Genomic DNA, 19,962 nt, shown 5'->3' with positions numbered 1-19,962 from the left:
ATTTAAGCTAACTTATCAGAAGCTACCTTATAATGCGGGTCCTCAATCACGTTTACTTCAACTAAATCACGCGCATTATGCAGAAGTTGGATACAATCAGGGCTCAAGTGGCGTAAGTGCAATTTCTTGCCCGTTTTAGCATATTTATCTGCTAAGTTATCAATTGCCTCAATCGCACTGTGATCTGCTACTCGGCTATGCTTAAATTCGATGATCACATCTTCAGGGTCATTTTTAACATCAAATAACTCAGCGAAGTTTTTCACTGAACCAAAGAATAATGGACCATGAAGTTCGTATACTTTTGAGCCTTGCTCATCAATATAATTGTTTGTGTAAATATGTTTTGCATGCTGCCAAGCAAATACCAGTGCCGATACAATAACACCAACACATACCGCAATAGCAAGGTCAGTAACTACCGTTACACCCGATACAAGAACAATCACAAAGGCATCAGACTTAGGCACACGCTTCATCATCTTAAAGCTTGCCCATTCAAACGTACCAAGAACAACCATAAACATAACACCGACAAGTGCAGCCAGTGGGATCATTTCAATTAGACTTGCAGCGAAAATAATAAACGCTAACAGCAATAATGCAGCACTGATACCAGATAAACGTGAACGACCACCAGAGTTGATATTAATCATTGACTGACCGATCATCGCACAACCGCCCATCGCTCCAAAGAAACCGCAGGTAATATTCGCAGCACCTTGACCGATACACTCTTTGTTACTGTGACCACGTGTTTCTGTTATTTCGTCAATTAAGGTTAATGTTAGTAATGACTCGATTAAACCAATTGCCGCAAGAACAAGCGCATAAGGGAAAATAATTTTTAATGTTTCTAGGTTAAATGGCACCATAGGGATGTGGAATTGTGGTAAACCACCCGCAATAGTTGCTTGCTCATTACCCGTCATACCTTTTAAGAAATCAAGAACGGTACGCGCTTCTAAGTCAAAACCAATTACCAATCCTGTAACTGTGACAATTGCAACTAATGAAGAAGGCACAGCCGTAGTCAGTTTAGGTAAAAAATGGATAATTGCCATTGTAAGTGCCACTAAGCCAAGCATAATATACAAGGCTTGACCTTCCATCCACTGCTGCCCTCCCATGCCATCAGGTACTTTGAACTGACCAAGTTGAGCTAAGAAAATAACAATAGCTAGACCATTAACAAAGCCGAGCATAACGGGATGCGGAACCATGCGAATAAATTTACCAAGTTTAAAGACACCCGCTAAGACCTGCAGAATGCCCATTAAAAGCACGGTCGCAAATAAATATTCAACTCCGTGATCTAATACTAAACTTACCATTACAACGGCTAATGCGCCGGTAGCACCAGAAATCATACCTGGACGGCCACCAAAAATAGCGGTGATCAAACCAACAATAAAGGCAGCATACAAACCGACTAAAGGCTCTACATTAGCAACAAAAGCGAATGCAACAGCTTCAGGCACCAATGCCAGTGCGACCGTCAAGCCAGATAAAATATCATTTTTAGCAGAGCTTGGCGCTTTGCTGAGTAAGTTAAACATTAAGTTCCTCTTTGTAGTGAATACGTTTCGGCAAGGCGCGCAATTCTAGCAAAAAGCAGAAAAGTTAACAATTATTAACAACAAAACGGTCAGTACTGTTAAGTACTAACCGTTTTTAACTGTTATCAATCGTAGTAAATAAAAACTAAAGTGGTAAAGACGTACTACGTTTAACACACGTCATAGTGACATTAGAATGAACTTCTTGTACAAACTCTAGGTTTAACAGGTTATCGCGAACAAATTGCTCATAGCCTTCAATACCTTTAGAGATAATACGAAGCATAAAGTCCATTGTACCAGCCATACTGTAGCATTCAGTGACTTCGTCATAGCTCATAATTAATCGTTCAAACTCAGCTAAGTTTGTTCTGCCGTGATTTGATAAACGAACATGGGCATAGACTAACATATCAAAGCCAAGCTTTTTCTCATCAAGCAAAGCAACTTTACCTTTGATGTAGCCATCTTGCTCAAGCTTAGCAATACGACGCCAACATGGCGATTGAGACAAACCAACTTTATCGGCAATCTCTGCCGTTGATAAGCTAGCATCTTGCTGTAATAATGCCAAAATTTGGCGATCTACTTGGTTAAGAGACATTTTATTTCTTTTTCTTTAAGATTATGGGTTAAATTATATAACTGATTTAAAAAACAGTCTGCTTATTTTCTACTACTTATGCAATGAAATTGCAATTTTAGCCATACTTACCACTTATAAAAGGGTTTGTTTTTCGCTCATGGCCTACCGTAGTGTTTGGACCATGCCCCGCTAAGATAACAACATCATCAGTCAGCGTAAGTATTTGTGACTGAATAGATTCAATTAACTGACTGCTATTACCCTTAGGGAAGTCAGTACGTCCAATTGAACCTTGAAAAATTACGTCGCCGACAATTACCTGCTGTGACTGTTCATGGTAAAACACAACATGGCCTGGTGTATGTCCTGGGCAGTGGCGAACAGAAAGCGATAGTTGACCCACCTCTATCGTATCGCCGTGGCATAACCACTTAGTAGGATAAAATGGTTCGATAGCATCAAAACCGAACATTTGTGCTTGCATAGGAAGTGCATCAAACCAAAATTGATCATCAATATGCGGGCCGATAATTTCAACATCATAATGCTCAGCTAGTTCTTTAGCGGCGCCAACATGATCTAAATGCCCATGAGTAAGATATACCGCAACCACTTTACATTTTAATTTCGTCAGCTCAGTGATAAGTTTTTCTTTATCACCGCCGGGATCAATTAATGCAGCTTGATTACTCTCGGTGCAAATTATAATACGACAATTTTGTGCAAAACCAGTCACCGGAACTGTCACTACTTTCATATTACTGTCCTTGTTCAGATTGCTCAAAGCTCATAAAAATTGGGTATTTTAAATAAGCTTGATCATAAAATGGCGTACGCTCATAAAGCCAATCTAGGCGCGCTTGTGGGTCATTTGCGAACTGCTTGTCCTCACGTATTTTTTGGTCAAACTCCAACGCCAAGGCAGGCTTTTCTTTAAGCATTTGTCTTGCGTAAGGCATCAATGCATAATTTTCAACATACTCAGTCCGCTGAAAAATGGTATTGAAGTCTCCCCAAGCAAAGAATGAATCTGGCGCTTCTGGGTGCAGTAAGTGAGTAGCAAGTTCAGAGTATGGTTGCTCAGTCGATACTTTATACCAACCAAACATATTTAGGTTGTCTACTTTGGTATAATCAAAGCTGGCATCAACCCTAAAACGTCCCTCAAAAGGCGCTTTGGCAAAGCTGTAATCTTTCACAATTGCTTGAGTTAACGGTACAGATACGTTTTCAGTAACTTTATCAACCTTAATACCATGCAACTTTAACTTTTCAATAATGTGACTGTACGCAGGTGGAATGTAAAACGCGCTTGGCACATTAACAGTCTTTTTAACTTCTTTTTGCCAAAAAATAGGTAACGCGTCATAGTCTTTAGGCTGACCTAAATACTTAACCTCAGATTGACCAGAAAGAGCACTTTCAGAACGACTGTACGCAATCCCTTTAAATTCAATAGTATCTGGTTGTTTTGCATATCCACGTTCAACAACTAATTGCGTTGGTTTGAAATCAAGCTCTTTTCTAACCGCCTCATTTAGTGCTTTATCGTTTGCAGCTAAGGCATCAATTGCACCATCAATGAAAACATAAGTACCTAATACGCGCTGCTTATAGGGCTTTAATGAATGGTTCTCAACCAAAATCGTCGGTAATGAACGCAAGTCACCCCAGCCATTTGAAAAGCGTGGTGTGGCAACCCAGCCAGCTAGCCCTTTCTTAAATTCGCGCTTATCCATAACAAATACGAGAGGACCAGGAATATGCCCTGCCTTTTCAAGCTTCGCATCTATTACAGGCTTAAACAGATTATCTAATGCCTCAGATACACTTGGTGATTCACTTGAAAATACAGGGTTATAGCCATACGTGACATCGTATTGATAATCAGCACCATCGGTTACATGAACATCAACGTATAAATCTGGCTTAAACTGATTGATCACCTTCATCACACCACGAACTTCTGGGGTATCAAGCTTTGTGTAATCACGATTCAAGTTTAAATTTAGACCGTTTGTTCTAAAACCCATTTCTACTGGGCCACGCTGATTAATACGGTTATATTGACTACTGCGCTCGTGACCGTCTACGTTTAAAATCGGTATAAACAGAATATTAACTTTGCTCAAGATATCGCGACGTTTACCCGTGGCAATATCGCGTAGCAGCATAAACATGGCATCTTTGCCGTCAATCTCGCCACTATGAATGCCCGCTTGAATAAAAATCGTAGGTTTAGTGTCTGCAACTAGCTGCTCTGCATCAAATAACCCCTGCTCATTTGCGACTAACATTTTCACTGCACGACCTGCACTACTAGTAGCGATGGTCTTTAATTTAAATTGAGTTGGGTTAGCTGCAACTAAACGGTCAACAAATGCCATTGTCTCATCATAATTAGGAGACAAAGTACCATCACTTAACTCGAACTCTGTCGTTAATGGCCCTTTTTCTTGTAGTAATGACACACTGTTTCCGTGCCATGGCATTAATGGGGGTAAGTGGCTGTCTAACGTTACTACAGCAGATAAAAACACTAAACTCGCAAACATATCACTCTCAAGTGCGGAACTTATTCTAATACCTGAAATTATACCAACTAATTATTATGGATTGCGTAAACTGCGGTGATTCAACAAAAAAATGGAGCAAATGACATGCTAGCTAGCATCTATAATGAAGTAATGAGTGATTTTCAGGATCAAAAAAAGGAGCACTAGGCTCCTTTTTAAACTGTATTAAAAGCGAAATTAAGCCGCTAGGCCTTCTTTTGCTTTTGCAACAAGCGCTGCGAATGCAACTTGGTCGTAAACAGCGATATCTGCAAGGATCTTACGATCGATTTCTACAGATGTCTTTTTAAGACCATTGATAAAACGGCTGTATGAAAGACCGTTTTGACGAGCTGCTGCATTGATACGTGCAATCCAAAGTTGACGGAAAGTACGTTTCTTAGCACGACGGTCACGGTAAGCGTATTGACCCGCTTTAGTAACTGCCTGGAAAGCTACGCGGTAAACACGTGAACGTGCTCCGTAGTAACCTTTAGCTTGTTTTAAAACTTTTTTGTGACGTGCACGTGCGATAACACCGCGTTTAACTCTTGCCATTTCTGAAGACTCCTATTAAGCGAATGGTAACATACGTGAAACTAGACCATGGTCATTCTTATGAACCATCATCTTAGGACGTAAGTGTAATTTACGCTTAGAAGTTTTCTTAGTCAGAATGTGACGAAGATGCGCTTGTTTACGCTTGAAACCGCCTGAAGCAGTTTTCTTGAAACGCTTAGCCGCGCCTCTGTGAGTTTTTAGCTTATAAGCCATTGCAATAACTCCAAATGTATTGCTTAAAACATTAGCAAGCAGGCGAGAGATATATAAAATAGCTCTACTTTATAAGGCCTAACTTACTGCCATAATCCGGTGAAGGTTCATTGCTATTGCTTTGCAACCTTACTTTAAACCGGTTATTTCAGGTGAACAGTAAACTGTTACTTGCAGACCTGAAATAAAATCGGTGCGTAATATAACCTGTTTATTGCTTTTTAGCAATAGGGGCCATCATCATAACCATTTGACGACCTTCAACACGATTAGGGAATGATTCAACTTGTGAAACATCTTCTAAATCGGCTTTAACACGGTTTAATAATTCAATACCAATTTCTTGGTGAGCCATTTCACGACCACGGAAACGGATGGTGATTTTAGCTTTATCACCCGCTTCTAAGAACTTACGCAAGTTGCGAAGCTTAACCTGGTAGTCACCTTCATCCGTACCTGGACGGAACTTGATTTCTTTAACCTGGATCTGCTTTTGCTTTTTCTTTTGTTCTTTTAGTTCTTTGCTTTTTTCAAAGATGAACTTACCGTAGTCCATAACCTTACAAACAGGTGGCTCAGCATTAGGACTGATTTCTACAAGATCTACACCCGCATCATCAGCGATAGCTTGCGCCTCTTTTAATGACACGATGCCAGCTTGCTCGCCGTCGATGCCAATTAAACGAACTTCTTTAGCTGTAATATCTTCGTTGATACGATTTTTTTGAGCTGTTTGTTGCCCTTTCTTGCCGCCTCTAATGGTACGATCCTCCAAGAATATAAAATAAAAAGCGTGTAGTTGGCTGTTTGTTTTGCCCTACACGCTCATGATTTATTGTCGATTTTTAATTTCTTCGCTTACTTTTGCAATGAAATCATCAACACTAAATTTGCCTAGGTCTTCACCTGTGCGAGTGCGTACTGCCACTTCTTGTTGTTCAACTTCTTTATCGCCAACAACAAGTAAATATGGAATACGTTTTAACGTATGTTCACGGATTTTAAAGCCAATCTTCTCATTTCTCAAGTCAGCAGCGGCTCTAATTCCAAGTTTATTTAATTTTTGTACAATTTCTTGCACATAATCAGCTTGTTTATCGGTGATGTTCATAATCACAACTTGCTTTGGTGCAAGCCATGTTGGGAACAATCCAGCGTATTCTTCAGTTAGAATGCCGATAAAACGCTCAATCGAGCCTAATATAGCACGGTGAATCATCACTGGTGTACGACGTTCGTTGTTTTCTGCAACATAAGTCGCACCTAAACGGCCTGGTAATGCAAAGTCTAGCTGTACAGTACCACATTGCCAAGCGCGGTCTAAGCAATCATAAAGCGTGAATTCGATTTTAGGGCCATAGAATGCGCCTTCACCTGGTAGGTAATCAAATTCAATGTTGTTCGCTTTTAATGCATCGGCTAACGCTAACTCAGCTTTATCCCACATTGCGTCTTCACCGATACGTTTTTCTGGACGAGTTGATAGTTTTACAACAATCTTCTCAAAACCAAACGTCTCGTATGTATCGTAAACCATTTTGATACATGATGATACTTCATCCATGATTTGCTCTTCTGTACAGAAGATATGTGCATCATCTTGGGTAAAGCCACGTACACGCATTAAACCGTGTAAAGCGCCTGATGGTTCATTACGATGACAACAACCAAACTCAGCCATACGTAATGGTAGATCACGGTACGATTTTAAACCTTGATTAAAGATTTGTACGTGGCCTGGGCAGTTCATTGGTTTAATTGCATATTCACGCTTTTCAGATTCAGTTGTGAACATTGCATCTGCGTATTTATCCCAGTGGCCTGATTTTTCCCATAAACCACGGTCCATCATCAATGGGCCTTTTACTTCTTCGTAATCATACTCACGTAGTTTTTCACGAACGAAGTCTTCTAGCTCACGGTAAATACTCCAGCCATCGTTATGCCAAAATACCATACCTGGCGCTTCTTCTTGCCAGTGCCATAAGTCAAGTGCTTTACCAATACGACGGTGGTCACGCTTTTCAGCTTCTTCTAAGCGTTTTAAATATGCTTTAAGTTGCTTTTTATCCGCCCATGCTGTGCCGTAAATACGTTGCAGCATTTTGTTTTCTGAATCACCGCGCCAATAGGCACCTGCCACTTTCATGATTTTGAAATGTTGGCAGAATTTCATGTTTGGTACGTGTGGACCACGACACATGTCGATGTATTCTTCGTGATGGTATAAACCAGGACGGTCATCTTTTGCAATGTTCTCGTCTAGGATTTCCATTTTGTAAGTTTCACCGCGTGCTTCAAATGTATCACGCGCTTCTTGCCAGCTTACGGTCTTTTTAACCACATCGTAGTTTGTTTTAGCAAGTTCAAGCATACGCTTTTCAATTGCATCTAAATCATCTTGGCTTAAAGAATGATCCATATCGATATCATAGTAAAAACCGTTATCAATGGTTGGACCGATAGCCATTTTCGCTTCAGGGAAAAGTTGCTTAACTGCATGACCAATAAGGTGCGCACAAGAGTGACGAATAATCTCTAAGCCGTCTTCATCTTTTGCTGTGATAATTTCTAAACGCGCATCTTCAGTAATTAAGTCACATGCATCTACACGTGTGCCATTAACACGTCCAGCGATGGTTGCTTTAGCTAAACCTGGACCGATATCGCTTGCAACATCATAAGTACTTACTGGGTTTTCAAAACTACGCTGACTGCCGTCAGGGAGGGTAATAACTGGCATTATAAATCCTTATACAGTGGTGATGCCTACAATGCATCACATGTAGTATTTTTTAAAAAATTGAATAACTCTGCAACGCTTTTACGAATAAGCATTGCTAATTAAGCATGTATTTACTGAGTCTTCGCAAATACAAGCGGCCATTGTCGCTGCTCAAGCACTTAAATACAAGTAGTTATGCGAGCAAATTGACAATTACTTAACTCATTTCATAATTAGGAGGTCTGTACTTCGAAGGTTACCATAATGCCACACATGCATACGCTCAAGTTTGCTACGTTAAACTTGCTAAATTATACTGCGCCGCCCTATTCCTTTTATCAGTTACACGAACGTTACAACAATACTCAATGGCAACAAAAACAACAATTTGTCGCTAACTTTTTATCAACTACAAACGCCGATGTTGTTGCTTTTCAAGAAGTGTTTAGCGCTCATGCTTTAGAGGTACAGTGCAAAGAAGCGGGCTACGACTATTTTAAAACTGTGGATTCTCCTTCTCAAGATGCCCTATACCCACAAGTTTTATTTAACCCAATTGTTGCAATCGCCAGTAAGTTTCCATTTAAAAAAGCTGAAGCATTAAGCCCATGCCCAGAGATGCTTGAGTACTTAAATAATCAAAATGAATTTAAATTTAACCGTACTCCAATAAAATGCTTGTTTTCATTCCCTGAGTTTGGCGATGTATGCTGTTATGTTGTGCATTTTAAATCACAACGTGTGCAGTCTATGGCACATATATTAAATATTCATAATCTTGAAGATCCACTTTTACAACTACTACACCAAACAGTTGGGGCTATGCAATCACAGATATCTCGTTCGCTAGAGGCATCGATTGTTTACTATGATGCCTTAAAAACTCAACGAGAAAAGCAATGCGCCACGCTAGTAATGGGGGATTTTAATGATTCACTTACCAGCCCAACCCTTTCGTTTATGACACAAGGCTTTCACCCTACCCGCTGTGAACCCTGCATTGAGCACAATGAACCCGTTGTTGGGTTAACAGATAGCTATGAGTTCAGTGCGGCATTTCATCAGCAACAAGAAAAACCGTTTAGTCATTACTTTCATGGCAAAGGGAATGTGCTTGATTATATATTGGCCTCTGCTCACTTTAATCCTGACTGCCAGATGTCTAAGGTTAAACTGCTGGAATATGAAAGCTATGCAGCGCATTTAAACCCTACACAATCAACTGAAGACATCAGTGTCAGTGACCACAGTGCAATTGCTATAAAAATTCATTTTTAAAGCAACTGTTTTTCATGACGTTACTTGCTATAATTGCGCAAATTAAGTTATTTAGAGAATGACCATGAGAACATGCGGTGTAGAAATTACGGGTAGTGATGTACTACTGTGTATTTTAACCAAAGACAATGACGTATTTGATATCCGTGATGTCAGACAAACACGCTTCACTTTAGGTGATGGCAATGACACTGAAGTAATGCGTAAGTTTCAGTTTGATTTTAGGAAGTTGATGCAAGATTACCAAATTGACTCTGTTGCAATTAAAGAGCGTCAACCAAAAGGGAAATTTGCTGGCAGTGCTAAAGGGTTTAAAATGGAAACTGCTATTCAGCTTATTGACGAGTTAGATGTACAAATTTTTAGTGCAACGACAATTAAAGAGCAACTTAAACGTAATCCAATTCCTATTGATTTCGAAGATACTGGGTTAAAGAAATTTCAAGAAAATGCTTTTATTAGCGCCTACGTTTACCTTATGCGCAAAACCTACAAACAAGACGAACAATAACTTCCAATAAAACGTGCTACGGCACGTTTTTTATTGCCCATTAAGTATTACTCATAAAAAACCAACATATACATTAGTCTTAAAAAACTTTTCTTTGTCGACAATCTGTGTTTAGTTAGATACGAACGCACGTTTTGAGAATCAAATTCTTGATTACCTCATTACGCATTGCATCAAGTCCATGACAACTAACTAGCCGGACACGGAGAAAACAATGCAGACAAAGAACACACCAAACAATAATCTTCCACTTTCGAAAAGCTATTTTAAAGGTTGCACTGATGTACCCTTAATCGAACAGACTATTGGTCAGTATCTTGATAATATTGTCGACAATTACCCTGACCACCCTGCTATTGTGGTTCATCATCAACATATTCGTCTTACCTACAAAGAATACCAACAACAAATTAACCAATTAGCAATGGGGTTATTATCATTAGGGGTTAAACCGGGAGACAGAGTTGGTATTTGGTCACCAAATAATATTGAGTGGTGTCTAACCCAATTCGCAACAGCAAAAATTGGTGCCATTATGGTCTGTATTAACCCCGCTTACCGTCCGAGTGAATTAGAATACGCGTTAAATAGTGTTGAATGTTCAACGTTGATCACTGCAAGTCAATTTAAGTCTAGTAACTATATTGAAATGCTTAATGAACTTGCACCTGAATTAAGCCATTTACCTGCAGATGGATTAAACCTAAAAAAATTACCGCATTTAAAAAATATTATTCGAATTGGCGACAAAAAATCTCCTGGTATGTATAGCTTTACTGATGTAATGGAACGCCCTACAGATGCCCATAAACTTGAGCTTGATGCTATCGCTGCCACTTTGCATTGCGATCAGGATATCAATATTCAATTTACTTCAGGTACCACGGGTAACCCCAAGGGAGCCACTTTATCCCATAAGAACATTCTAAATAATGGCTTTTTAATGGCCGAAGCGATGAAGCTTACTCATCAAGATAAGTTGTGTATCCCCGTGCCCTTGTACCATTGCTTTGGTATGGTACTAGGCAACTTGGTTTGTATAAGTAAAGGGGCTACAGCTGTTTTCCCAGGAGATTCTTTTGACCCTAAAACAACCCTAGAGGTGGTAGAAAAAGAGCGCTGCACGGGTTTACATGGTGTTCCTACCATGTTTATCGCTGAACTTGAACTAAAAGAGTTTAGCAATTATGACCTTTCAAGTTTACGGACAGGCGTCATGGCCGGTTCGACATGTCCAGAACAAGTGATGCGTAAAGTTCACTCATTAATGCATATGCAAGAAGTAGTAATAGGCTATGGTCAAACTGAGTGTAGCCCTATCAACAATGTAACTGAAACTGACTCACCTCTTGAAAAGCAAGTGACGACTGTAGGGCGTGCACTAGCACATACAGAAGTTAAAATTATTAATGAAGTTGGGGATATTCAACAAATCGGTGTTCCTGGTGAAGTTTGCAGCCGTGGTGCAGGCATTATGCGATGTTATTGGAATGATGAAGAGAAAACCAATGCCACCATAGATAACGAAGGTTGGTTACACTCCGGTGATTTAGGTGTAATGGATGAAGAAGGCTTTGTTGCTATTGTTGGTCGTATTAAAGATATGATCATCCGCGGCGGTGAGAATATATACCCTCGCGAAATAGAAGAAGTGCTTTATAGTTACCCGGGTATTCAAGATGCCGCTATTTTTGGTATAAGTGATGAAAAGTATGGAGAAGAAGTTTGTGCGTGGATCCAACCTAAAGATGACGCAGTGCTTGATGAAAATGCTATACGTGATTTCCTACAAGATAAGCTGGCCTATTTTAAAGTACCAAAGCACATTCGCTTCGTTGAAGAATACCCTATGACTGTAACTGGTAAATTGCAGAAATTTAAAATGCGCGAGCAAATGCAAGAGCTTCTTAAAGAAAACGCATTTTCGTAAGCATTCAGTATTAAAGCTCAGCCATGCTGAGCTTTAACTCGTTTAATTCAATTTAACTTATTTGCAGTACTATTGACCTCTAACGCCCAATCGACTATTTGGTGGAGTTATGGTCAACTATTTTAAGGTTTGCGCTAGCAGTGTGTGATATCAAACAGCGCCTTGTTTGATCATAGCCTGTGAAACACGTTCAAACCCTGAAACATTAGCCCCTAACAATAAATCACCTTCATGGTCGTATTGTTTTGCAGTTGATGATACTCGATCAAAAATTTCTTTCATAACTTGTTGAAGTTTTTCATCGACCTGCTGTTGGCGCCATTTCTGCATACTGGCATTCTGAGCCATTTCAAATTGGCTGGTCGCAACTCCACCAGCGTTTGCAGCCTTACTCGGCCCTAGGTAAACATCATGCTCTTTAAAGACAGCAAGTGCGTCTGCAGTCGTTGGCATATTAGCGCCCTCACACACGGTCATACAGCCGTTTGAAACAAGTGCTTTTGCATCCTTTTGAGTTATTTCGTTCTGTGTTGCACATGGTAAAGCAATATCAGCCTCATATTGCCACACTTGATGGGCATCACTCGGGTACTGATTTACAGGGGTAAATTCAGCATCTGGGTGTTCATTTAAATAATCACGAAGCTTCGCACCTTTTTCTTGTTTTAGGTGTTTGACTAACTCAACATCTAATCCATTTTTGCAGTATAGGGTGCCTTGCGAATCACTACAGGTAAGCACAACCGCGTCATGCTGCGCTAGTTTTTCCATTAAATAGAGCGCCACATTACCAGCGCCTGATACTAAACAACGTTTACCACGTAATGAGTCATTTTTGGCATCAAGCATAGCACTTAAAAAATACGCTACTCCGTAACCAGTCGCTTCTGTTCGCAAAGCAGATCCCGCCATTATTTCAGGTTTGCCTGTCAGCACACCTTGAAACTGATTGGTGATTCGTTTGTACTGGCCAAATAAGTAACCAATCTCCCGACCAGCAACTCCGATATCACCGGCTGGTACATCTGTATTTTCGCCAATGTGACGGTAAAGCTCAGTCATAAATGACTGACAAAAGCGCATGATCTCATTGTCGCTTTTACCTTTAGGATCAAAGTCTGAGCCGCCCTTCGCTCCACCTAAAGGTAACCCTGTTAGTGCATTTTTAAGAACTTGCTCAAAACCTAAGAACTTAATGACACTTAGATTCACGCTTGGATGAAATCGCAAACCGCCTTTGTAGGGGCCAAGTGATGAACTAAATTCGACTCGATACCCACGGTTTACTCTAAGATTGCCCTTATCATCATGCCAAGGTACTCGAAAAATAATTTGCCTTTCAGGTTCAACTAATCGCTCTAATATTGCCTGTTTTTGAAAATCGGACCCGTCTTGCACAACCTGTTCTAGCGAGTGAAATACCTCTTCAACAGCTTGGAAAAACTCAGGTTCGTTTGCATTTGCTTCCTTTACTTGGTTAAGTACATCTTGTAGATATTGCATATTAACTCCTCAAGCTATTGAAAATATTGTATTCACCTAATTACTATTAAACTTCTAAACAGCCTTAAACGATCACTTAGTTTAACGAATCGCAAACCGTTGAGACTCTTGCGAAGCATCAAAGTGCCAAAAATAGCGCATTGGTTCATGCTGGCCATCGTAAAACCATATCTCAGCCACTAGCTCAACCGCTGAGTTTGCAAGCATAATATCCGAATTCAACTTACTCTCGACAAGTGAAGAGCGTAACAAACATTCGGAGTAATCCGCTTTGTTATCCTCACCTTTAAGGCAGATATTTATATACGCACGTGGATTGCCCATATTTATATCAACATCAACATAAAGTAACACTTTACTAGACAAATCAAACGTTGGAGAAATAGTTAAATCAGTCATTGTATCCGTTTGTACTGTTGTTTCAGTTGCTGTTTCATTTTCTGTAGTGGCGGTTGTTGCCGATGTTGCCAAAGTATTTGAGTTTTCATTAACAGCATCACCTTCACCGCCACCACCACACGCTGTAAGAATTAAACAAATCATTGTAATTAATAGATGTTTCATGGCTACTGTGCTCCCGAAATCACTTTAGATGTTGTTGCATTGTTAAACCACATTGGACTTTCTCTGCCATCAGATTCAGCAAATGTTTGGAACTCACTATAGGCTTGGGTTATATCAACACTTTCTTTTGGGTGCGCCCATGACGACCCCACTTCAATGGCCCAAGGTAATCCAGATGGCGTTTGGAAGTAATACCCAAACTGAGTATTAGTTGCATCATCACTGCCTACTAAAGAAAACAAGCTTTGATTAAATTTTTCTGTCGGCGGTTGGTTTTTAATATGCACCTCCCATCCGCGAGGATTCAAGCCATCTAAAAAAGTACCGTGGTAATGACCTTCTGCCGCAAAAATAAATGGATCCAGTGTATATTTAGGTGCATCAACACTCGCTATATAAGTATTTAATGACACACTTAAAGTGAAGCTAACTTTATTATTAATGTTACAACCCGCTTCTGTTCTGAAAAAACTACAGCTAGAATCTTTACTTGCATAAGCCCATGTATCTGGCATCACAATAAAAATTGCGTCTTCTGTTCCTTCTTCAAGGATCGTATGTGTTTGCTGTTCGCCATTAATGATTAAACTGATTGATGCTTGGTCTATTTGACTGCGTAAAATGCGTTTGTTTATACCACTGGGGCTAGATTGATAAAGGCGAACTGCAAACCCGTTATGAAAAGTAGCACCTATTCCTACAAGATCTCCTTCTATTTTATAACCAAGCGCTTGTCCATCTTTATCAATCAACTTTGTACGGTAATTCATAACCAAATCATTAAAGTCATAATCACCAGCGAAGGGCCATTGGTCTTCATAAGCCAGAGTTACCCAGCCATTCTCACTTGGGTAAGCAAGACTACCGTAGGTATTAATAGGATAGTCTTCAACTTCTCCGCCTGTAACCCCGCCTGTTGCAGTTATTGGATTTGCTTCGCTACCGTCTGTAACCCGAAAACGTGCCCATGTTGCCCCCATAACAGCATTACTTGGTACATCAACAAGAACACTGTTATCCCCTTGATTAAGGCGATATTTACTCACTGTGATTTCGTCTGCATCAAACTGGTAATTTTGGTCCCAATCAAACCAAGCATATAAATAGCCATTATCATTTGGTGATGTGACAATAATTTGGCTTGTTGAGCCGGCAACAAAATCAGTTACAAACTTGACCCCATCGTCAGAGCTATCTACTGATGACTGGAGAAGATCACTGGCAGTGTTTAGGTTTTCTCCATCAACACTTGCACCGAGATAAACAAGGTTAGATTGGTCTTCATTAGGATCGAACAAGTGTCTTGCACCGCTATCTTCTAACGTTGTTTGATAAGGTCTAGGCGCATCACCAAAATCAATCGAGTTATCTGTAACTTTTACCTCTGCTATAGCACAACGTGCCCCATCATTTTGGTTAGATGTAGGGCCCAATGTAAACACAGACGCAGTTGGTGTATAACCCGACACAGGGCTGATGTTTAAATTAACCCTATGGACTTTACCGCTTCGATTGTTACTAAAATAAAACTGTCCTTGCAAATCAAAGTAAGCTGCACCATTGGCGCCTGTATCACCTGCAATGTCGAGATTTGTAATAAAAACAGGGCCACCATTTTCAACGTTGATCTCATATAAGTCGCCGTTTGATTCAACAGCGTAAAGAAGAGTACTGTGCGGATGAAATGCAAAGTCATAAATAGAGAGATTCCAGTTAGCAGAGCCTGGAATTAATTCAGCTTGGTATTGTTCATTTTGTGCTGTTAAATTAATGGCGTAAAGGCCAAAGCGTGGATGATATAAGTAATACACTGCCTTCTTTTGCTGCTCATCAACTAAAATATCACCCACATAAAAGTTCGTATCTGGTAAGCCGCTTACATTTAAACGCTCTAGCTTGTATTGGTTATTTATGCGTACCACACTTTTAGGGGCTTGCTTACTAAAACCATACATGTATTGGTCTTGGTAATTAAAGCCCACCGCATTAACACTGTCGTTATTAGCTTCGCTTGCAAAATCCATTGCTGCTGCAAGCACTGTCGTTTTCGCAGATACTAAATCAACACCATACATCTGTGCGGGCGAACCCTGAATTAAAAATGCTTTACTTGGACACTGCTCAAATGGTGCTGCACTTACCAAGCCGTTAGCAAGTGCCGCTGTTAAGTAAATGAACATGTTAATTTTCATAATTACACTCTCCTTTGGGTGTGTAATTACTTAAAGCAGCAACCATTCCAAAAAATAAATTGCCTTTTAACAATGCGTTATAAAAATCTAGCCAATATTATTCGCAAGTTGCGAGAAGAATAATTGCATAATGCAATTCCTTTTAGCTATAAAAGCAAATCATTCCCATTTAAAAGTATGACATGCTAGACTAGTTGGGATTTAAAAAAATAATAAACCCTACTATGAAACTTAAAGCCGCTGTTTTTCTGTATTTTGCCTTATCAATGAACTGTGCTTTTGCATCATCATTGCAAAACCATATTGACGAAGCCAGAGCAATCAGTGATTACCAAAAACGATATGAGTATTTATTAAGTATCGATAAACAACTTTTAGAATCGGCAAGCCTTGCAGAAAGAATCAGTTTTAACGTTAGATTAATTCACGTTCATATACAGCTTGGGCAGTTTCAGCAGGCGCAAACAATAATAGATGAGCTTGAAGCAGGCCCAAAATACAAAAACGACTCCCCTATATACAGCGAGTTGTATCTTGCTAAAGCACGACTGGCCTACAGAAAAAGTGACTTAGAAACCGCAATTTCGTTATCTCAACAAAATGTCGCGCTATTTCAGCGTTTGCAACTTAGCGATTATGAAATTGACGCCGTGGCGAGCCTTGTCAGTGCCTATCATAATGCTGGTGAGTATCAAGCCGCCTTGAACTTGCTTGAGGTTTATATTCACGACAACAATCGCGAATTAACCTTAAAGCAAAAAGAAATGCTCTACCATGGTTACTCACGTAATCTTGAGCAGTTAGACAGGTTAACGCTTGCTCTGGAGTATAAACTAAAACGCCGTGAGCTAGTTCAGCAGATGTCACCGTCTATTTCATTACAAGCAGGCATAACCTATTCGATTGCGCAAAGTTATTTAGATTTAGGCCAATACGAAAAAGCAAAGAGCGAGTTTATTACAGCGCTTAGTTTTGATAGACAAACGGGGTCACTTTCAGATATCGGACATAGCTTAGTTAAGTTATCACAATGCGAATATGGGCTACACAATTACACTAAAGCACTTGAATACGCACAAGAGGCTCAGCAAGTATTTGCTAGTTATAACAGCACAAGAAATACCGCTTGGGCTAAGCATAATATTGCAATAAATTTGCTTGAAATTGATAAAGCTGATCAAGCATTAGCAATTGAAAAACAAGTAATCACTGAACTGAAAGAAGACGATCACTTATATACTGATGTGTTACTGACATTAGCAAAACTATACATTGGCTCGACTGAGCTTAAACAAGCTAAACATTATGCACAGCAAGCCTTTCAATTAAGTAATCAAAAAAATAGGCTGCAAAAGCAGATCCTTGCCCTTGAACATCTAATTACAGTTGCACAACAGCAAGCTGATTATCAACAAGCATTGTCGTATCAACGCACTATCACGAAGCTTGAAAAAAACTTTGCCCATAACAACTACAATCAACGTTTAGCAGAGTTACAAAACTCAATTGCTATTCGCGACCGAGATTTGGCCATTCAAAATTTAAAACTGCAAGACCATGAAAAAAGCCAAGCCATAGCCTCACAGCGTCAAACAATCTTATACAGCATTTTATTATTTAGCTTGCTTTTAGCTGTAATGGGCATTGCATTATTAAGAGTAAAACAAAGAAAACAACTGATTGAACAACGCCGGAATTATCTAGATAAACAAATCAGCCAACGTAGTAAGTTATTATCACAAGTTGCCCACGAACTAAGTGGTCCATTAACAGGGTTGCGCTTACACCTTGAAACTCTGCAAGCTGGTCTTATTCAATTTAATGAGCTTACCTACGAAAAGCTCAACCAAAAAATCACCGACATGGCGACCTTAGTTGCTGATTTAAATAAAATATCTCTTTTAGAACAAAGTAGTTTTCAGCTCAAGCTAACAGCAATTAATGCTGCTGAGTATTTCCAAAGTTTACACGCAGATATGGTGATCCAGCTGGATCAATTTGAAGTGGGATTCACACAAAACATAGCCGATGAATTAACATTAGAGTGTGATGCAACAAGGCTTTCACAGTTATTTGCAAACTTAATCAGTAATTCGCTTAAGTACACGCATCAGCCCGGTAAGATTAATTTAACGATTAGCCAAAGCCAAACACAGCTATTGATCCGCTATGAAGATTCAGCCCCTGGCGTGAGCGATGAAAGTTTAACAAAGATTTTTGACCACCTTTATAGAGTGCCTGACTTAAATACAGTTAAGCAATCAGGATCAGGGATTGGGCTTGCGATAGTAAAACAAATTGTCGAAGCCCATAATTGGCGTATTACGGCAGTCCATAGCGAACTCGGTGGTGTCCGCTATGATTTAACGATTGCTATTTAGGTGATTTGTCTGGCCATTCAAATGCACCAACATCACCAGGAAATACAACCGGTGATTCAATTCCATCTTTGTTCACAGCAGCAACACCAAAATAGTAGTTATCGATAACAATATTTTTCAGTGTTGCTTCGGTGACTTTGCCAACATCACGACTAAATTGCCATTGTGGCTCACTGGTATAACGCCAATAGATTTTATAACTAACCACAGTTGGATCATCACTTTCATGCCACGCCAAGGTTGTACTTGGCTTTACAGCACCTGAAATACTGACCCCCGTTGGTGGTGCAGGCGCCCATGCCATTGATGCCATCGTCACTGCATTTAGTGACGTTAATTTCGCTGCATAGGCAAAATCAACATGATCAATGGTGTCACCGTAGGTAATACCATTTTCAGTACGTAAGTCATGGTGTTGTTGGTTATAATTTTCGTTGGTTTCCATAATACGCACAGCTGCAAAGCCTACATCGTTAAATGGACGATGATGCCCTCCTCGGCCAAAACGATCGAGGCGATATACCAGCATAGTATCTAGGTTTTCAATATAGCGGTCTGCGATTGTATCTATGTAACGCGCAAGGTTACGACTTGCAGAATCAACCTCACCACCGGTAAAACGGCGTTTATGGGCTTGCTCTTTGGTTTCGATAACACGGGTGCCTTCAGAAAAGATACGTGCAGTTGTGTTATCTGTTACGCCATTGATTCCCGTTGAGTTACCAATCATGTCGTTGTTTAAAACGCCATGAACACGCCAGTTATGCTCTTGTGCGTATTTAGCTAAAATTTTACCGCCAAACAAGCCTTGTTCCTCACCAGAAAGGGCTGCATAAACAATTGAGCCATTAAATTTATACTTTGATAAAACTCGCGCTGATTCAAGCACACCAGCTACACCGGATGCATTATCGTTTGCACCGGGTGCGTCCGAGGTATAGTCCATTACATCAGAGACTCTCGAGTCAATATCACCCGACATCATAACCATACGATTTGCATCAACTTGGCCGCGCTGAATAGCCACAATATTGACAACCTCTACCGGGTTTGGAATACGCTTTTCACCGGAAATAGTGTCTTTTACTTCGATAATCTCCAGGCAATTTCCGCAAGCTTTAGAAATTGCCTCAAATTCAGACTTGATCCAACGTCGTGCAGCACCAATGCCGCGGGTATCAGATTTCGTCTCAGAGAGAGTATGACGAGTACCAAAATCAACCAGCGTTTGTATATCTTGTTCTATACGCGTTTTTGAAACTGCATTTGCAATATCATGCAAAGCTTGTTGATCTTTGTATTGAGGTGTTGTGGCATGAGCTGCCGAGACCAATAACAGCGATGAGCTAAACAAAGCACCCGTTGTTGTTATTATTTTACGCTTAAACATAGTTTCACTCCTTC

At 40.0% G+C, this 19,962-nt stretch carries 16 protein-coding genes; 4 read left to right on the top strand and 12 right to left on the bottom strand.

The window, feature by feature from the left end:
- Positions 1-2: 2 nt before the first annotated feature.
- The 8 genes from L1264_RS13130 to thrS form a co-directional block, all read right to left on the bottom strand.
- Positions 3-1,559, bottom strand: coding sequence for a SulP family inorganic anion transporter (locus L1264_RS13130; RefSeq protein ID WP_135924392.1), 1,557 nt, complete (start codon positions 1,557-1,559; stop codon positions 3-5).
- A 145-nt stretch (positions 1,560-1,704) separates the two neighbouring features.
- Entirely contained in the window at positions 1,705-2,163 is a 459-nt protein-coding gene (locus L1264_RS13125) for an Lrp/AsnC family transcriptional regulator (RefSeq protein ID WP_036968198.1), read from the bottom strand.
- Positions 2,164-2,260: 97 nt separating this feature from the next.
- Positions 2,261-2,902, bottom strand: coding sequence for an MBL fold metallo-hydrolase (locus tag L1264_RS13120; RefSeq protein ID WP_199526546.1), 642 nt, complete (start codon positions 2,900-2,902; stop codon positions 2,261-2,263).
- A 1-nt stretch (position 2,903) separates the two neighbouring features.
- On the bottom strand, positions 2,904-4,700 hold the full coding sequence (locus L1264_RS13115; protein ID WP_135924390.1) for a M14 family metallopeptidase: 1,797 nt from the start codon (positions 4,698-4,700) through the stop codon (positions 2,904-2,906).
- Between the two features lie 198 nt (positions 4,701-4,898).
- Entirely contained in the window at positions 4,899-5,258 is a 360-nt protein-coding gene (rplT, locus tag L1264_RS13110; RefSeq protein WP_036968189.1) for a 50S ribosomal protein L20, read from the bottom strand.
- 15 nt (positions 5,259-5,273) lie between these two features.
- A complete protein-coding gene (rpmI, locus tag L1264_RS13105) occupies positions 5,274-5,474 on the bottom strand; it encodes a 50S ribosomal protein L35 (protein ID WP_054554888.1) in 201 nt (66 codons plus the stop codon).
- 211 nt (positions 5,475-5,685) lie between these two features.
- Positions 5,686-6,249 carry a translation initiation factor IF-3 gene (infC, locus tag L1264_RS13100; protein WP_082389338.1) on the bottom strand — a complete coding sequence of 188 codons (564 nt, stop codon included), beginning with the start codon at positions 6,247-6,249 and terminating at the stop codon, positions 5,686-5,688.
- A gap of 57 nt (positions 6,250-6,306) precedes the next feature.
- Positions 6,307-8,217, bottom strand: a complete 1,911-nt coding sequence (thrS, locus tag L1264_RS13095) for a threonine--tRNA ligase (RefSeq protein WP_135924389.1) — start codon at positions 8,215-8,217, stop codon at positions 6,307-6,309.
- A gap of 246 nt (positions 8,218-8,463) precedes the next feature.
- On the opposite strand from thrS, the gene L1264_RS13090 reads away from it, so the two are divergent.
- The 3 genes from L1264_RS13090 (at position 8,464) to L1264_RS13080 (ending at position 11,918) form a co-directional block, all read left to right on the top strand.
- A complete protein-coding gene (locus tag L1264_RS13090) occupies positions 8,464-9,477 on the top strand; it encodes an endonuclease/exonuclease/phosphatase family protein (protein WP_199526547.1) in 1,014 nt (337 codons plus the stop codon).
- Positions 9,478-9,541: 64 nt separating this feature from the next.
- Positions 9,542-9,988 carry a DUF3010 family protein gene (locus L1264_RS13085; protein WP_135924387.1) on the top strand — a complete coding sequence of 149 codons (447 nt, stop codon included), beginning with the start codon at positions 9,542-9,544 and terminating at the stop codon, positions 9,986-9,988.
- A 214-nt stretch (positions 9,989-10,202) separates the two neighbouring features.
- Entirely contained in the window at positions 10,203-11,918 is a 1,716-nt protein-coding gene (locus L1264_RS13080) for an AMP-binding protein (RefSeq protein ID WP_235404104.1), read from the top strand.
- A gap of 150 nt (positions 11,919-12,068) precedes the next feature.
- Here L1264_RS13080 and gdhA read toward each other — a convergent pair whose 3' ends face one another.
- The 3 genes from gdhA to L1264_RS13065 all read right to left on the bottom strand — a co-directional run bounded on the left by gdhA (position 12,069) and on the right by L1264_RS13065 (position 16,177).
- On the bottom strand, positions 12,069-13,421 hold the full coding sequence (gene gdhA, locus L1264_RS13075; protein WP_199526549.1) for an NADP-specific glutamate dehydrogenase: 1,353 nt from the start codon (positions 13,419-13,421) through the stop codon (positions 12,069-12,071).
- Positions 13,422-13,502: 81 nt separating this feature from the next.
- Entirely contained in the window at positions 13,503-13,985 is a 483-nt protein-coding gene (locus tag L1264_RS13070; protein WP_199526550.1) for a hypothetical protein, read from the bottom strand.
- Positions 13,986-13,987: 2 nt separating this feature from the next.
- Positions 13,988-16,177, bottom strand: coding sequence for an LruC domain-containing protein (locus L1264_RS13065; RefSeq protein WP_199526551.1), 2,190 nt, complete (start codon positions 16,175-16,177; stop codon positions 13,988-13,990).
- A gap of 224 nt (positions 16,178-16,401) precedes the next feature.
- Here L1264_RS13065 and L1264_RS13060 point away from each other — a divergent pair, with 224 nt between their 5' ends.
- Positions 16,402-18,558, top strand: a complete 2,157-nt coding sequence (locus L1264_RS13060; RefSeq protein ID WP_199526552.1) for an ATP-binding protein — start codon at positions 16,402-16,404, stop codon at positions 18,556-18,558.
- On the opposite strand, the gene L1264_RS13055 is transcribed toward L1264_RS13060, so the two are convergent.
- Positions 18,551-19,948, bottom strand: coding sequence for a M28 family peptidase (locus L1264_RS13055; protein ID WP_199526553.1), 1,398 nt, complete (start codon positions 19,946-19,948; stop codon positions 18,551-18,553). The genes L1264_RS13060 and L1264_RS13055 overlap by 8 nt on opposite strands.
- Between the last annotated feature and the right edge of the window lie 14 nt (positions 19,949-19,962).

This window comes from Pseudoalteromonas sp. APAL1, assembly GCF_021532475.1.
Classification (GTDB): Bacteria; Pseudomonadota; Gammaproteobacteria; order Enterobacterales; family Alteromonadaceae; genus Pseudoalteromonas; species Pseudoalteromonas lipolytica_C.
The sequence above is the reverse complement of the archived record's forward strand: the minus strand, read 5'-3'. Positions and strand labels throughout refer to the sequence as shown.

Bases quoted from the DNA above. Each gene is read 5' to 3' on its own strand.
- L1264_RS13130 (WP_135924392.1), bottom strand. From the start codon at position 1,559: ATGTTTAACTTACTCAGCAAAGCGCCAAGCTCTGCTAAAAATGATATT.
- L1264_RS13125 (WP_036968198.1), bottom strand. From the start codon at position 2,163: ATGTCTCTTAACCAAGTAGATCGCCAAATTTTGGCATTATTACAGCAA.
- L1264_RS13120 (WP_199526546.1), bottom strand. From the start codon at position 2,902: ATGAAAGTAGTGACAGTTCCGGTGACTGGTTTTGCACAAAATTGTCGT.
- L1264_RS13115 (WP_135924390.1), bottom strand. From the start codon at position 4,700: ATGTTTGCGAGTTTAGTGTTTTTATCTGCTGTAGTAACGTTAGACAGC.
- rplT (WP_036968189.1), bottom strand. From the start codon at position 5,258: ATGGCAAGAGTTAAACGCGGTGTTATCGCACGTGCACGTCACAAAAAA.
- rpmI (WP_054554888.1), bottom strand. From the start codon at position 5,474: ATGGCTTATAAGCTAAAAACTCACAGAGGCGCGGCTAAGCGTTTCAAG.
- thrS (WP_135924389.1), bottom strand. From the start codon at position 8,217: ATGCCAGTTATTACCCTCCCTGACGGCAGTCAGCGTAGTTTTGAAAAC.
- L1264_RS13090 (WP_199526547.1), top strand. From the start codon at position 8,464: ATGCCACACATGCATACGCTCAAGTTTGCTACGTTAAACTTGCTAAAT.
- L1264_RS13085 (WP_135924387.1), top strand. From the start codon at position 9,542: ATGAGAACATGCGGTGTAGAAATTACGGGTAGTGATGTACTACTGTGT.
- L1264_RS13080 (WP_235404104.1), top strand. From the start codon at position 10,203: ATGCAGACAAAGAACACACCAAACAATAATCTTCCACTTTCGAAAAGC.
- gdhA (WP_199526549.1), bottom strand. From the start codon at position 13,421: ATGCAATATCTACAAGATGTACTTAACCAAGTAAAGGAAGCAAATGCA.
- L1264_RS13070 (WP_199526550.1), bottom strand. From the start codon at position 13,985: ATGAAACATCTATTAATTACAATGATTTGTTTAATTCTTACAGCGTGT.
- L1264_RS13065 (WP_199526551.1), bottom strand. From the start codon at position 16,177: ATGAAAATTAACATGTTCATTTACTTAACAGCGGCACTTGCTAACGGC.
- L1264_RS13060 (WP_199526552.1), top strand. From the start codon at position 16,402: ATGAAACTTAAAGCCGCTGTTTTTCTGTATTTTGCCTTATCAATGAAC.
- L1264_RS13055 (WP_199526553.1), bottom strand. From the start codon at position 19,948: ATGTTTAAGCGTAAAATAATAACAACAACGGGTGCTTTGTTTAGCTCA.